The sequence below is a fragment of the Halomonas sp. NYA30 genome (assembly GCF_976980765.1).
Genome location: NZ_OZ334477.1, coordinates 410,745 through 426,725, shown reverse-complemented (window position 1 = coordinate 426,725; position 15,981 = coordinate 410,745). Strand labels below are relative to the sequence as shown.

Below are 15,981 nucleotides of genomic sequence, written 5' to 3'. Positions count from 1 at the left end.
AAACTACCTTTTATTCATATACAAATAAGTGGCAGTCACTATGTAAGCGACTGCCAACTCATACCGATTTCTAACAATATCGCGTTCATTTTTACCTAGTAGTAGCCCGGCATACTGCTGATACTTCATCTCTCTACCGCCCTTTACAACTTCAAACATATCTAGCTGAACACCCGTATCACTTATCTCTTTCAACCCATACGAGTGCAGCATTCGCTTTACGTCATCGCTGCAGTTTTTTCCAACAATGACGTAGTTGGATGAAGACACTTTAAATGCTTTGACAGTAAGAGCGATAACTGCCACGTGCCTCGTTTCACTCATCAGTAGATGCCGGTGCCGTCCAACCTGACAAGCTAACTCACTGAGCTCTAGTGCCCCATTAATCGTTAAGGTTTCGCCATCAATTTTTTTAGCCTGCTCGAGCAGGCGATCCCATGCAGCGTCGCTGATACTGCGCAGCAGTCCTAAGGGGTATTCTTGCGATGTTATCCATTGGTCTTTTCCCCGAATTTTGAAGCGCATATTGCTTTCAGCTTCCTGAATAACACCTTCAAGGATAGCAGCATGTACCGGGGACAATCCCAACGCCTCACTCGATCGTCGCACATTCTGCCGTAGCGCGCCTAATCGCAACGCTTTCATCAATAAATGCGGTGTTGGCTCGTTAAATAAAGTAAGTCCTTGAGGTAGCACAGCAGCCGGCGTGTAACGTTTAAAATCCTGCGGCTTGATTGCTTCTTTGAGAATGCTGCCATTTGTCCCTTTAACAGGTGTCAGCGCATCCGCCCATTCTAGAATTAAATGATTATAGTTAAGCAGCCCAGTCGATGGCTGGCGGTGCCCCATTAAGCGCGCCAGCCCCATCATCACGCGACGCGAACAGTAATGTTGCTGCCCCATCACCATCTGACGAATGTCAGCGCTATCTATATGCTGGGTTATTTTGGTGGCGACAGGCGTTTTTAGCTGTAGCAGAGAGGCTGCCGTTATATTGTAAAACGCATGACGGGCGTGATGTAGTGATAGTGTTGGGCTGCCACTCACGTGACGTAACGCATCTATCTCAGCAGCGCTGATTGCTGATGCACTAAGCGCTACTTCGACTTTCCCATCGCGTATCTCACCTAGCAGCGGTAGGGACGCCTCACCCCCCAGTAGCGCATCATGACGATTAAGCACAGCGTTAAGCATACGTTGCTCTGTCGCCTCGAGAGAAAACAAAAGCGGCACAGCACGTCGAGAGGCCTCACTTTTTAATGTTCGATAACGATTGTTCCTAATCAAAACCCAGCAGTAGCCATGAGATTCACACCAATCTCGCCTGAGCAACCCTCTCGCTTCATCCAGCCGCAAACCAAAGCGATACGCGCATAGCAATACAAACTGAAGTAAACACGCAATATCGGGGTCTCGTTGCGATGCTTCTATCCGCTTCAGTGTCTCAAGGTATTCTCGTTCTGAGAGCATTTCAGCACGCACGTGTCTTCCTTGCTCTGCAACGGGTAGCTCATCCCAATCCGGTTCTTCAACGCCGAGAGAGGCGGCTACGCGGTGAAAAGAGCGTAGACGATGGCTAAAATAGCTCATATCGCTCAACTGGGTTTCTTGATAATCAATCAGACCTGCATAAAAGGCGGTGATCTCTTCACTACCGATCGCCATCAGGTCGACACCGTACGCAAGCTCCTCAAAAAGCTTACGCAACGCGCCCCAGTAACGATGAATACTACTGCTTTCGAACGGCTTAAAGCGCCTGCCCGCTCGCCCCTTACCACTCCGGATAACCGTCGCGATCCAGATGACCAACAGCATGATGGCACTACTTACTTTACCGTTTCGCTGGGTTACTAGTTGCTCCAGTGTTTTTGCCGTTATTTTAGCCTGCGCCTTGGTGTAGCCATCCAAGATTTGCTTCACCTCTTTAAAAAGAAGTACCGCCTGTTGCTGCAGCTCATGTTTATCGCCATTAGCTCGTAATAGCGCTGGCAACGCTGTCGAGAGCTCCAAATCCTCAGTGTTGACTGCTGAAGGTGGGAACATCAGCGATTTGCCGTGCACCATACGAATGTGCGCTTGCATAGGGAGGCTGGTGGCCACTATCCGCCCTGCTAACGCGCCAGCCAATACGCCCGGTAATCTCAGAAGATTGGCTTGATCGACAATAGCGGCCGCCTGCCCAAGTATCTGCTGGATCGTTATACACTCTTGACTCTCACAGCACTGGATCAATGCCTCAGGCAAAGGCGGCGCTTGTTTTGGGATCGTCCAAGGATCGTCGAGCGCTTTGGTAGATGTTAGGCGTTGGCCGTAAGTTAGTAGTGATGCCACATGATATGACACTGTGTGCCGCTGTACGGGGGCTTGCCAGCTGGTGCTATCTAACTGTTCGCTATACTCCAAGTAATAGGTTTTACGGTGATATAACAGCCGAAAGTTGTCCCCTTGGCACACATCCTTCAGCAGGCGCATATAACAAATACGTTTTTCAATACACAAAAGTAACGCACCGAGCGCTAATGCCTGGCGTTTAGAACAGTGGGTTCGGGTGGCGTATGGACGCATAGTCGATGCCCAATGCGTCAATTGAGTCATTAATGCAGCGTAAGCGGGTGCGTGCTCATGAATCAGCGTTTTTTCCGGCAACATCGGAATGTAACGGCGCTGAAACGCTTGGCGATGCGGTGACTCATGCCGCTCTAGCAAGCGTGTCAGCACACTAAACCGTAAGGCTGCAGAGGGGTAAGGCGTTTTTCCCTGCTGAAGCAACATTTGCCGCCCCAGTTGATTGATCTCATCAGCGGACAGCGTGGCCATATCACGCCCTTTTAGAAACAACTCAATATCGTTAAGCGCTGCTCTGATAGCGTTTCGTGTTGCCAAGCGACGATTTTTTTCGCGTAGCCGCTGCCCAAATGCCCGGGAAGATGACGCTGAATCACGCAAGCTGCTCACGGCAGCTACTGGCAAGGAGGCAGGTGGTGCTAGCAAATCAAACGATAGTCGCTCAAAGAGCTCATTGACCTCTTTGCGATATGCTGTCCAGTCGTCCATCCAGCTGCGGGCCGAGGTGTCGCCATAGGTGGCGACACTTTTTTCCGCATGCCCCAGCCAACCATCCACAACTTCGTTATCGACGCCTAATAAGGGTAATTGCTGTGCTACTCGGTGACGGAAAAGATTGGGGGGTAGTGGCCAGTCGAATAAGGTGGCACCTGGTAGATCAGTCGCTGACATAGAGTGCCAATTGAGCGACTCATCGAGTAAAAAGAATAGGGGCTGTTCAGCCTTCGCAGGCAATTCTAATAGCGTGTTAATTCGTGAGGATATTGCAGGATGGGTGCTCAACAAATTCTCGGCGAGACGTTGAAGGTACGATAGGTAAGCCTCGACAAACTTAATCGCCTTATCGGCCAATGGCACCATACGACCATTCCGCACACCGCTGCCTTCCGCTTTATCATTTATAAACACAGCAGGGAGGTCGTGATTAAAAAACCGTGGGCTTTCAAAAGGGTCTTTAAGGTACCGACTCCCCGTTGCCGCATAGAGGGCCATGACACAGTAGCTGGTCCACTGATTATGTAGACGCACCAGATCATTGCCTTCTAACGTTTCTTTGAGCTGCTGAGTCGCTTCGTTAATCGCCCTATTGAGCTGGGCTTCAAGCGGTACCAACAAGCTGCCTTGATTCGTCGATTGTAACGTTTCGGCACCCTGGAATTGATAAGGTAATGCAAGCCCTTGCTCAATCGCCTCGATATCCCAGCTGGCATAGCTACATGCACCAGGTAACGCGCTATTGGGGTGAGCGGTTAGCATCCTCGCGAAATGGTGATTGCCTGAGGCATCAAAAACAGTTTGGCCCCATACCTCAGTCAGCTTACCGCTGGTAACGCGTGGGCACGCTATGCTCATGCATTCATTAAACCACACCTCAATTTTCTGGGCTGGTGATGCGCTTTGCCAACGCTCTGCCAGCGATGACGCTTGGGTGGGTAATGGCTGACTACTGATTAAAAGCGCCTCTCTTACTTCAGGGATTAGTCCAATACGCTGCTTTTCGTGAACAGCTGCCACGTAAGGTTGCGCGGCGATATCGGGTTTCCAGGCATTACGTCGACGCGGTGGCAGGCGGTGCATTTGCTTGAGGTTTGATGATAAAGACCACTCCCCTTGGGCCTCGTCTCCAATGCCCATTGCAAGCACTTGGCTAAGAGACCGCGAAAAACGTATCGCGAGCCACACTAACGCTCCGCCCAATCGCTCTCGTTGATCAGCATGCTTGAGCTGCTGGGCAATCCACTGCTCAATCAGTAAACGCTCAGGTGGCAAAAGCTTGGAATAGCTCCACGGTAGGTAATGGGACGTTTCCGCTTGTTGTTGATAAAAGCTACGCCCTGTCAGTTCTTGTTGAGCCTGGGTATCTGTTGCATCAACCGGCAGTAAGTAAATCGCCTCATCAGCCTCTTCATCTAACAACCCCGCCGGGTTAGGACATACTTCTATGAACTGTTCAGATGACTCATCAAGGCTTATTAACGGTGTCGGCTCAGAAATGGGTGCAGATAACTCAGCATGCACAAAAGGCTGCGGAGGGAAATCGCGCTGAGTGGTGAAAGCTTTTGTATCACCACTGGCAATCTCGATGATGGCATTGATGAATGCGGTGCCACTTTTACCAAATGTATGGCTTTGCTTGTACTGCTCAGCTGCCAAAGACAACGCGTCAGTAAAACGTTCAAATGTCCAAGTATCAGGTGTCAGGTAACGTCGGGCACGGCGCAAAACATCATCAACGAGTTGCCACTGCGCTTTATAGCGGTCTGCAATCAAAAAGCGCGCTGCGGTACTGATATTTCGATCCGCTAAGCAATGCTCTGTCACTACCCGATTCGCCGCCTGCGCGACCAACCACAAGCGTAGCGCACGCCTTAACACGTATTCAGATGATTGCTCCGCCCCAGGCAGCGGGTAAGTAATTAACGTTATAAGAAACGTTTGCTCTTTAAGGCTGCCTTTATATGTTTGTTTCGTTTTTGTAGCGTCTCCTGCATGAGGAAATGCAGGATACTGAAGGTTGATCAAGGGATCTTGACGAATGGCTTTCGCCAGATCATCTAGCGAGGCAAGGGTGGGGTTTTGCCGCCATCGAGCCAGAATGTCTTTTGATTCAGGATGGTGAAATTCATTAACCAGGTTGCCAATCGCGACGACCTGGTGATCCAATCCAAGCGTCCAAAAAGCCAGTTCCAGAGCATCACTGAGATCATGCTGGGCAGCCCATTGGCATATATCGCGATAGGGGTGGCCAAAGCGCGCTATTTGCTTACCAGTGCTTATATCGTCTCTTTTGACCGCGAACGTATGCTCTACCATTACGACTTATTCATTCTTATATAGACAGTTACTATATATCTAAAAAACATATAAATAATAGTGATAGCCACCAATATCTCTTGATACCAAGCACGAGTAACCAAAGTAGTTGCGCACCAGAGCTGTCAACCTGCCATTTTGGATTACTCATATAACTAAAGATGGTGTCGCCACCAGCCAAACAAATTCTGCCTTGCTAAACCTCGTGAACAGGTGTGGCATGCCCAGACAACATTTAATGTTACATGCACGACAGACCAGGGGTTGCCTGAGTGGCATGGTTCACAAGTGGTGGCAAAAAATTTTTAGGGCACCAACTAGCGGTGCGCCCAAATATCTTTGGCCACTTTGAGGGAAACAGTTGCTTAACTCTAAGTAGGTATCGTGGGCAAAAGGCAACTATCACTGCTCACTGGTAATTGACGAGTTTGATGTCACAATCGTCCAAAGTGAGCGTGGGCCCAGCAGACGTTCCAGCACCCAAGCGCTAGGCAGACTCAGAAGGTAGCCATCGGAATAACCTATCCCATGCAAAGCCTATTTTGGGATAGAGTTTACCACCCATGAACCAGCAGGGGCCCAGTTTCCGATAGAGAAGTTATCTTGCACGCTGAAGTGGCGCGATAACGATTTCCCAAAGCATTTCTGCTGCCCCTTCCTGAGATAGCTTCTGATGTTGACGCCCTTGGAAAGCCATTCCCATGCTCGTTAGGTAAAGGGCTTGGTCGTCTGCTTGCACCGAAAGAGCCTCGTTAAAGGAGTTACTGCTGAAAGAGTCACCACCCTGACTGTAATAGATCCCTGCTCCCATTTGCCCTCCAACATACACTGTCGCCGTCGCGACGCTCTCTCCATCTTTATAGATGGTCGCAAAAAAACGATTAGCATCGATTCGACGAAATACACCTTCGTAACCTGGGTTCCGTGCTTGGAGCTCATTCAGAGAGTTTTCGAAAAAGCGCGCAATGTATTCAAATGTGTCGATTTGGAACCGGTCTTTGTCCAGCTGAGTAAAAGTCTTAGCGACTCGAAGGTTACTCGAACGCGGGCCGGCAACTACAGTCTGCTGGGTATGCATCAAAGCCCCAACATCCACTCGTTCGGCGCTTGATTGAGTGCTTCGCCACCTTTCAGCCGCTTTGCGAACCTCCTTCGCGACCTGTAACAATGCTTCGTCTCTATCCGGCCAGAGAGTGACCGGCTTTCCATCCTGGGGGGTGCCAAGCAGCTTTCCAAATGGGGCGTGGTGCCAATCGCATGCTCGCAAAATCACTGGAATGACGATTGCCTCCTTAGCGTTGTGGCGTTCCATGGCACGCGCCATCTCTATGTTGTAGCAATAGTCGGAAGCAATGAAATCAGGACTCACTAACAGCAAAATTATCTCATCGCTGTTGATATGTTGATCAATGGCTGCGTCGATCTCCTGACCAGCACCAATTCTTCGATCGTGCCAGCTGTCGATAACACCTTGACGCTTGAGCATCGCTAGCTGCTTTTCTAGCTGATCTCTCAGCACCTCGTCAGCGTGACAGTATGAGAAAAAAACGTTTGGCAAAATGAGTACTCCAAGCCTATAAGACCTGCCTGATCTTACGACTTTTTCAGCTCTTAAAGAAAAATATATTTAGCATTTCGGCAAGAGGTTATCCGTCCTATCTATGGCATGCACACAACGGCGCAAAGCAGCCAGTGTTAATAAACGACCTGTTTGCACTGTGAGACCCGGTTAGCGTTCATGATGGGAGCATTTGCGTTGATGCAGCATGTGACGCATAGCACATCCAATATGGTTATACCGCTCTACTTTTAAATTGAAATTTTGTTCGAATCAGGTATTTCCGAGCAGAGTGTTTATTTAATCTTTTCAATTGCTGGCTGATGTCCAATAGGATGTCCTTCTACTGCGCTCGCGTTCCTTCTGCCGGAAGCGCTTCACATAGTCGGCGGATGCCATCTCGTCCACCTTTAGCTCCAGTGCGCAGTTAATCAAGGAGGCCATGGTATTGTCCGTGATCTTCAAGTCACTGGGCAGCCGCCCAAACACCTGAGCACTGCTTTCCTCGATGGCAGCGAGGAAGGCCCTGAGAAAATCACCTTTTGACGATCTAGAGCTCTCCGTGGCCGCCTTGGTTAGCGGATCAGTAGCTTCAATATCTGCGTCGCTAGCATCCTGAGCTAGTTCGTCCATGAAGTCGCTTAGTGATGGCCAATATTTTAGGTCATATTGATAGTGTAAGCGGCTAAGCTTATCCCCAATCTCCATTCCAAACAAAGGGTTGTGTTCAGAGGCTTCTTCGATTATTTCGCAGACATGATAATGGGTATTGCTGGCGAAGCCGGAAAGATTATGGAGCACGCTGCGCTCATCCAGCAGCGTCGAGAGCTCCATAGCCTTGTCCGCAATCTGCCGATTGACCTCAATGAGACGATATCGACTAGCACGGGCGGCCTTCATGTCTTCCGGTTTCCAAAATGCGGCTGTACTCAAAAGCTTGGCGAGAAATTCCTGCAGTGCATGAGGGTGATGGCCGAGCTTACGGTGCAGTTCCAGATAGGCGCTTTCCAGCTCGTGGCCTCTGTTCAACAGTCTATCAATCACTCTGCTCTCACTCGGCAAACAGTGATGCTCCAAATTGTATTGTTTACTCTTTCGCAGAATGTCTTCGCAAACGGCTAGGGGAGAGGCTGGCGGCTTGAGGTGGGTCATGTGCTTATCTCCGTGAAGTTTGAAAGATAGCTTACCGGCCTTCTCTCAGGCTGTCGGTACCCGAAACCGTTTATTTCTAATGAGCTTTAGGTACCTGTTGCCGCAAGCATATCTAATTTTAGTAAGCACTCTCAAGGCGTACAAAATATGGCAGGCTTGAGGCCACTGTGGCCTCCCAGTAACCGCGAAGGTTTGAAACGATTTAAGAAAGGGCTAGCGGGATAAAATTTATTTAGGGAGCGGAAATAGCCCTTTTCCTCCCCAGGGCTTGGGGTATCACATTGGTATAGAAGCATGCTATTGCTGGGGTAACCGCTTATGACCTTTTCTGGAATGGGGCGCAGGTGATGTGTTGATTACACAGTCGTGATAACAATGGATGAATTAAAAACCGATCCACAGGGGGCGCTACATCAGTGTATCTAGCAAAACTGAAAATAACGAACTTCAGAAAATTGCAATCTGTTGACCTTGAGTTTCAGCCCGGGCTGAACGTCCTGGTCGGCTCTAATAACATTGGCAAGACCGCTATTGTTGATGCATTGCGCGCGCTACTTGCAGGATACGACGAGCCATACCCGCGCTTTAACAACGACGATATGCATCGACCAAAGGGGGGCGATCCGGCAGGTGACATCCAGTTTAAGTACGTCTTCCAGGATTTGGACGTAGACGACGAAGCAGACTTTCTGGCAGCACTGAAGCCGGACGAAGATGGCAGGTTTGAAGCTCACATTAACATCCGTTATTCAGAAGCTGACAAGATTGGCAGGCTGCGAGTAAGGCGTTGGTGTGGAGACCATGAAGAGATAGGCCTGACCGCGGATATGATCGAGAACCTTCGCGGTGTCTACCTGCCACCTCTTAGAGATGCTTCACAGGGTCTCAAGCCCAATCGCCATAGCAAGCTGGCTCGACTATTTCAGCTCCTTGCCGATGATGAAGGTCGTGATGGAATTAATGAAGCACTTAAACTGCTCGATGAAGAGCTAAGGGGCCACGATCCGATTATTACCGCTCACTCGGCCATCACAAGTCGGCATGACACGATGCTAGGGTCTCAGCTAGCCCAAGTGTTGGATTTGGGATTGAGCGGAAGCGATTTTCAGAAGCTGGCATCACGCCTGTCGTTAGTAGTGGACGACTTCGAAATTGAACAGAACGGGCTTGGATTTAACAATCTGATTTACATGGCGGTGGTTCTCTGTGAGCTGGCCAGGAACGCTGACGCGAGTTACCGAGGCCTGATCATTGAGGAGCCTGAGGCACACTTGCATCCGCAGTTGCAGGCGGTGTTGCTAGATTATCTGGAATCGATTCAAGATGGGGAGGGTGAGAAGCCCGTTCAGTTGTTTGTTTCTAGCCATTCCCCCAACTTCGCCAGCATTGCTAATCTCGACAGTCTCACCTGTCTGGTCGAAACAGCCACTGGCGTGGAGACTTTCTTCCCACGCACCATCCAATTTGAAAGGGGAAAAAGAGAAAAGCTCGAACGCTACCTTGATGTGACCCGCGCTGAACTGTTTTTTGCCCGTCGTATCATCTTCGTTGAAGGCGCGGCCGAATTGATGCTGGTCAATGTGCTCGCGGAAATGTGTGGCTATAACCTGCGCAAGCACGGCGTCAGCCTAATCAGTGTCGAAGGACTCAATTTTGACTCTTTTTTGCCTCTGTTTGGCGAGGAGGCCCTGAAAATTCCAGTATCCGTGATCACCGACGCGGATCCAGTAAGTGAAGCGGATGAAACCGGAGAAACGGTGGCCGTTTATCCCACGTTCGACGAGGAAATTAGGGTTTCAAACAATACCGCCAGGATGAAGAAAAACGAGGATTCCCTCGTTAAGGTTTTCTGCGGTCTCAAAACTCTCGAATATGATCTGGCGTTGGTTGACGTTAATCGCATCGCAATGCTGGCTGCACTTAGAAATATGCACCCGAGAATCGCGCAAGACCTCCAGACTAAGGTCGAAGAGGAAGATGGCGATGCAGCCAAAGCACGGACTTTATTCAGCGGCATGTTTGAGCGCAAACAAAATAATGTGCAGAAGGGGCGCTTTGGCCAGTCACTGGCGCAAGTTATTGCCGAAGGCAATGCTTTTGTAGTGCCAGACTATATCCAGAATGCGATTTCTCATGCCTGTCAAACAGCGGAGGCCAAGTAGTGAACCACCCTTCCGAAGAGCAGACGCAGGTTATAGATGCCTCAGTAGAGCCCTTGTCAGTAATTGCCTGTGCTGGCAGCGGCAAGACATTCACTGCCGTGCGACGTCTGGCCAATATTCGTCAAAAACTTGGTAATCATCGTGGACGTGTGGCACTCCTGTCCTTCTCCAATGTCGCTGTAGATACTTTCCGAAAGGAATATCAAGATCTGGGGCTCAGCAGCAACGTCAACAACCGCGTGGACATAAATACGCTGGATACTTTCATCACCAGCAATGTGTTGCGCCCTCATGCCTATCGGACGATGGGCGCGCAACAGACGGCTTTCCTTGTGACCGGTGGAGAAGCATTTCTGAAAGGATTCACCTTTCAAACGGATCCTTACCCGCGCGCTATCAATGAAATGCAGGTCGGTATTGACGCTGGAGGTGTCTACTTCTGCTACTCGGATATTAAAAGTGAAATGCACAGGCTCAATACTGCCCAAGCTGCAGACGTGGTGCATCGCCTTGGGCGGATCGGTGCCTACACACACAACCTCGGGCGTTACTGGTGCTATCGCACGTTAGCAGATCAACCTGGGATTCTGCGTGCTCTGGTTCGCCGTTATCCGCATATCCTGATTGACGAGGCTCAGGATATCGGAACGGTTCATCAGGTCATCATCGAGCAGCTAGTGAGTGCTGGTTGCCAGGTCTCGCTGATAGGAGATCCAAATCAGGGTATTTATGAATTTGCCAGTGCTGATGGGGCGTTCTTGTCAAAGTACGGGCAACGTGACGGCGTAAATAGCCTCGAATTGAAGAGAAACTTCCGGTCCGTGCCACCAATCCTTGATCTGGCCAACCATCTGGCCGGACGAACCGATGCCGCAGATAGGGAAGCGCCTGATACAGTCCATGGTACCTTCTTTGTAGCTTACGGTAAGAATGACAGAGAGCAACTCATTGTTTCGTTTCAGAGAGCAGTGGAGGCCGCTGGCCTTAGGTTGGAGCGTTCGGCGGTACTCTGCCGCGGACGCAAACAGGCAGATAAACTGGCTGGCAACAAAGGGTCTCCGGGCTGGGGCATCGTCAAACGGTTTACACAGGCTGCAATTCTGCGCGAGCGTTTTAAAGACTATCAAGGTGCATTCAGGCTGGTGGCTATCGGTATCGTCAACCTACTCGTTGATGCTCCAAATGGGATGTTGGCTAAGCTAACATCCCAACATGAGGATCAGGCGTTACGTCGGCTCATCTGGGCTTTTACTCGCAATCCTGATATGGGACTGCCCGGTGTATCGCTCAATGGAAAAGCGCAGTGGCACCCCCTATTACTTAATAGAGTCAAAACTTTACTGGCTCAAATTAATAAAGATTGTGGTCTGACGAGCGTCGATAAGCTTGGTAGCAAACTCACTACAAGAGATTTGCCTGATGGACCGTTACTATCTGCCGCTGACCTGAATGGGAATAATTACCGACCCCGAATTCGCGTTGACACAGTTCATCAGGCGAAGGGAGAAAGCCTGGATGCAGTGCTGTATTTGACAAACAAGGAACATGCCGAAGGCTTAATGAACGGCGTGGATACAGAGATCGGGCGTATTGGCTATGTTGCGGTTACCCGCGCCCGGAACTTGTTTTGGCTTGGTGTGCCAGCCAGTGCGTTAGTTGATTTACGGCCAGGATTACTCGATCTTGGCTTTCAGGAAACTGAGGCATAAGGTCATCTACGTTCGACCTATCTCAACAGCTTGACTGTGCCCTGTGATTGGCCCGAAGGTCACTTCCTTTCAAGGAATTCCTCCTACTTCTGTGCCAAGTATAAATTCCCTCATGTGTTCTTAAGTGACACTGCCTCCACGAATGCAACCTATAAAAAACCCTTTTTAATGATGATTTTAGAACATTAGATGCAATTTTAGGACATATAATATGTCCCTATCTCATCAGTCTCATAACCGTCATCGGTTCAAATCCGGTCCCCGCTACCAAATATAGAAGAAACCAATACCTTTTTAGGTATTGGTTTTTTGTGACTGCTAGTTATGTAAAAACGCCCAGAAAAAACCATTACCGAAAGGTACGGTTTTTTTCACCTCTGACTTTTTATTTTCCTGCTTTTTCCTTGAATCCGCCGGGGCATGCCTGCATATCATGGGTAACTATTGTTCATTTTTTGCTGACGAGTCTACCCATGTCGATTATTGATCCCCGTTCAGGTAAGCCGCTCACCGCGGATACTGGAAATACCGATGCTACCGCGCCTACCGATGAGCGTGCGGCAGTGCGTCCTGAAGATGTCATCATTGAATTGAACGCAGGCAATATTCAGCAGGTATTGGAAGCCTCCATGCAGGTGCCGGTACTGATGGGTTGCTATTCGCCTTCCACCGATAGCAGTCGCACCCTGCTCGCAGTGCTCGAGAAACTGGTAGTGGAATACGCAGGCGCCTTTTTGCTCGGCAAGCTCGATATAGACGCGAATGCAGAAATCGGCGGCCAACTGGGCGTGCGCTCAGTGCCCGATGTGAAGCTGATTAGCCAGGGCGGTTTGGTGGATGGTTTCCAGGGAGCGCTGCCGGAGAAAGAAGTACGCGAGTGGTTGAATCGTTACTTCCCCGCCCCCGGCGAAGCGCCCCCCACCCCCGAAGAGCAGGCGGAAGAAGCACTGCAGGCAGGCGATATCGCGGGCGCGCGCGAAATTTATCAAACCCTGATGGGCCAGTACCCGGAACACTACGCTTATCAAGTCGCGTTCGCCCGGGTACTGGTAGCCGAAGGGCGTGGCAGCGAGGCGCGTGAAGTGCTCGACAACCTGCCGCCGGAAGAGCGCGACGCGGCACCTGCACGGGGCGTGCGCGCCAGCATTGAGTTTGGCGAACAGGCACTCTCAGCCGAAGAGATCGCAGCCCTGGGCGATCGTACCGACAGCGAAGCTCAGTACCAGCGCGCCCTGCGCCAAGTGGCTGACGGTCATTACGATGCAGGCCTGGAAGCACTGCTGGCGCTGATGAAACACGACCGTGCCTACAATGATGACGCAGCGCGTAAAACGCTGCTGCAGGTGTTCGATGCATTAGGCGCCGATCATCCGCTGACCGTTACCTACCGCCGTAAACTATTTGCCATGCTCTACTAACGGGTCTCACTGCTTTTTAGCACTGCATCCATGCGTGACAATGACATTTCCAGTTGGGTAGCGGTGGTGCCGAAGTTAAGCCGCACAAAGCCGGGGCAGCCAAAGGCAGCCCCGTCTGAAAGTGCCACCCCCGCCTCTTTCAGCAGCCTTTTATGGGGCGCATTGCCCAGGCCCGCCTCGCGCATATCCAGCCAGGCTAGATACGTTGATTCCGGTGTACTCCAACGAACACTCTGCCAGCTAGCCACTCGCTCCTCCAGCGTCGCACGATGCTCACGTAGTACGTTTAATAGTTCCTGCCGCCACGGCTCACCTTCCCGATAAGCCGCTTCCGCCGCGACTAAGCCGAGTATGTTGCTATCGGGCAGCAGCCCTTTTGCTGCGGCTGCAAAGCGCTGACGCAGAGCAGGGTCAGGGATCACCGCGCAGGCACTGGTCAACCCAGCCAAATTAAAGGTTTTAGAGGGCGCCCACAGGGTGATTGTGCGCTTGGCCAGTTCAGGAAATGCTGCCACCAGCGGACGGTGGCACGCGCCTTCATCTAATAGCAGGTCGCAGTGAAGCTCATCGGATACCACCCAAAGATCATGTCGTTCTACAAGCTCAGCCAGCGCAGCAAGCTCTTCCTGATGCCATACGCGCCCTGTCGGGTTGTGGGGATGACACCATAGCAATAGGCGGGTACGCGGCGTAATCGACGCCTCCAGGGCGGCAATATCGAGCTGCCAAGGCGCACCGGGGCTCGAAGGCGCTTGGAGCATCGCCTGCTGAGGCAGCCGCCCGGTGCGCTCTGCCACTGCTAGAAACGGCGGATAGATGGGTGTGACTGTTAATACACCGTCGCCAGGCTCGGTCAGCGCGAGCGCAGCCAAGTGCAAGGCAGGCACTACCCCTGGCAACCACTGCTGCCACTCGGGCTGAATGGGCCAGTCATAATGCTGGGCGCTCCACTGACATAGCGTTTCTGTTAACGTAGCAGGCACTTCACCATAGCCATAAACACCGTGAGCCACCCGCGACTGCAGCGCATCAACGACTGCTGGCGGGGAGCGAAAATCCATATCGGCGACCCAAAGGGGTAACACGTCGTCGCCGTAGCGGTGCCATTTTTGCGATGCCCAGCCACCTTCTGGGTGGCGTCGCTCCACAGGCGTGGCAAAATCGTAGGCCATGAAAAATCTCACTTATTGAACAGGGGTGATGCCAAGCATGCCGCAAGATGACTTTTATACCAAGATGCGGGCAGGGCTGCCGGCGCTGCTGCGGCAGTGGCGTGCACTCGGCCAAGCTGATGCCGATCGCTTGGCGTTGATTCTCGCGGAGACAGCCCGAGTGGCAAAGCTGGGCGAACCCGAGACCACGCCCAGCGGCGCAACACTTGATACGTGGAGCACGGCCAGCGCCGATGAGATCCCACTATGGGCGCCCAAAACCGCGGTATTTTTGCTTAATCAAATGCCTGCCCGCCCGACTCCCGATAGTGATGCCGAAGCCTGCGCCTGGGCATACTGCTGGCTACGCAATCGCTCGTTTGATTCATTGAAAGCAGCTCAGGACGCCCTCCCTGCCCACCTAAAAGCGCCTCTGCAAGAGGCGTTAGAAGCCGCTTGGCGCGACCAGCAAGGGCTGCGTTTAGTTTAATCGGCAGCACGCTCGCTTAGAAAACCGAAAGGGTGAAGGCCATTAAATGGCGTCATAAAACAACGACACACCAATAGCACCAAAAAATAACAGCAAGGAACACGCTACATGATAGAAATTCCGCTCACTTGGCAGCTAGCAAAGCTTGGCCTTTCAATCAGTATGGTATTGGGGCTAGGGGCAATTGCGGTGCGCGCCAGTCCACGTATGGCCGGGCTGCTGGCGGGTTATCCATTGGGCACGGCGTTGGCGCTATTTTTTATCGGCTTAGAAATTTCACCCGTCTTTGCGACCCAAAGCGCAGTACATACGCTGGCTGGGTTTACCGCGACGATGGCGCTAGGCGCCGGTTATTGGGTAGCAGGACGTCAACCAGGCGTTAAAGGCATGGCCAGCGGTGTGCTAGGCGGTTTCACTGCGTGGCTAGCCGCCAGCACGCTACTCGCCCAATTTGATTTCACCCGGCTCAGCGGCACGCTGGTAACACTAGGGGCTATTGCCGCATTTAGTGGCCTGTTCCGCGCTATTCCAGATGTAAAAAGTCCACCCAGTCGATCGTTTTCGCTCCCTGCTCTTGCTGCACGGGCCTGCCTTGCCGCCGCGATCATATTTGCCATTACGAGCCTAGCGCATTGGCTTCCGCCCGCCTGGGCGGGAACGCTGGCCGCCTTTCCGGTCACCATGCTGCCTTTTTTGCTGATTCTTCATCTCAATCACGGCGCGGCCCCAGTAGCCACTGTTATCAAACACTACCCGATGGGGCTTGGTTCATTGCTGAGCTATACCCTATGTGTTTCCTATACTTACCCAACGCTAGGCCTGTTGTGGGGCAGCTTGGCTGGGTTTGCCACGGCGACGCTATGGCTATTGGGATGGATGCAACTGACGGCGTGGTACCGACGCCGTGCCACTTGACCAAGCACTTGCTTGGGTTAATCCTGAAGACCTGCTGCTAATCCCGT

The 15,981-nt window shown here is 51.6% G+C and carries 9 protein-coding genes; 5 read left to right on the top strand and 4 right to left on the bottom strand.

Going from position 1 to position 15,981, the window contains the following annotated elements; genetic code table 11:
* Positions 1 to 3: 3 nt before the first annotated feature.
* From ACWI0H_RS02060 to ACWI0H_RS02050, 3 genes are all read right to left on the bottom strand, one after another.
* Positions 4 to 5,379, bottom strand: a complete 5,376-nt coding sequence (locus tag ACWI0H_RS02060) for a hypothetical protein (protein WP_485874667.1) — start codon at positions 5,377 to 5,379, stop codon at positions 4 to 6.
* A 598-nt stretch (positions 5,380 to 5,977) separates the two neighbouring features.
* On the bottom strand, positions 5,978 to 6,937 hold the full coding sequence (locus ACWI0H_RS02055; protein WP_485874666.1) for a toll/interleukin-1 receptor domain-containing protein: 960 nt from the start codon (positions 6,935 to 6,937) through the stop codon (positions 5,978 to 5,980).
* Between the two features lie 309 nt (positions 6,938 to 7,246).
* Entirely contained in the window at positions 7,247 to 8,089 is an 843-nt protein-coding gene (locus tag ACWI0H_RS02050; RefSeq protein WP_485874665.1) for a hypothetical protein, read from the bottom strand.
* A gap of 416 nt (positions 8,090 to 8,505) precedes the next feature.
* Between ACWI0H_RS02050 and ACWI0H_RS02045 the strand changes: the two genes are divergently transcribed.
* The 3 genes from ACWI0H_RS02045 to ACWI0H_RS02035 all read left to right on the top strand — a co-directional run bounded on the left by ACWI0H_RS02045 (position 8,506) and on the right by ACWI0H_RS02035 (position 13,378).
* The gene (locus tag ACWI0H_RS02045) at positions 8,506 to 10,251 is read left to right on the top strand and encodes an ATP-dependent nuclease (RefSeq protein ID WP_022520324.1); all 1,746 of its coding nucleotides are present in this window, start codon (positions 8,506 to 8,508) and stop codon (positions 10,249 to 10,251) included.
* Positions 10,251 to 11,960: a UvrD-helicase domain-containing protein gene (locus ACWI0H_RS02040; protein ID WP_485874664.1), complete on the top strand. Its 1,710-nt coding sequence runs from the start codon at positions 10,251 to 10,253 to the stop codon at positions 11,958 to 11,960. The genes ACWI0H_RS02045 and ACWI0H_RS02040 overlap by 1 nt, the downstream gene beginning before the upstream one ends.
* A 473-nt stretch (positions 11,961 to 12,433) precedes the next feature.
* Positions 12,434 to 13,378, top strand: coding sequence for a co-chaperone YbbN (locus tag ACWI0H_RS02035; RefSeq protein WP_485874663.1), 945 nt, complete (start codon positions 12,434 to 12,436; stop codon positions 13,376 to 13,378).
* Here ACWI0H_RS02035 and ACWI0H_RS02030 read toward each other — a convergent pair.
* Complete coding sequence (locus tag ACWI0H_RS02030; RefSeq protein ID WP_101146647.1) at positions 13,375 to 14,550, bottom strand: MalY/PatB family protein; 1,176 nt, start codon at positions 14,548 to 14,550, stop codon at positions 13,375 to 13,377. The genes ACWI0H_RS02035 and ACWI0H_RS02030 overlap by 4 nt on opposite strands.
* A 37-nt stretch (positions 14,551 to 14,587) precedes the next feature.
* Between ACWI0H_RS02030 and ACWI0H_RS02025 the strand changes: the two genes are divergently transcribed.
* Together ACWI0H_RS02025 and ACWI0H_RS02020 are read left to right on the top strand one after the other, a co-directional pair.
* Positions 14,588 to 15,019, top strand: a complete 432-nt coding sequence (locus ACWI0H_RS02025) for a hypothetical protein (protein ID WP_101146657.1) — start codon at positions 14,588 to 14,590, stop codon at positions 15,017 to 15,019.
* Between the two features lie 108 nt (positions 15,020 to 15,127).
* Complete coding sequence (locus ACWI0H_RS02020) at positions 15,128 to 15,934, top strand: hypothetical protein (protein ID WP_485874662.1); 807 nt, start codon at positions 15,128 to 15,130, stop codon at positions 15,932 to 15,934.
* Positions 15,935 to 15,981 lie beyond the last annotated feature (47 nt).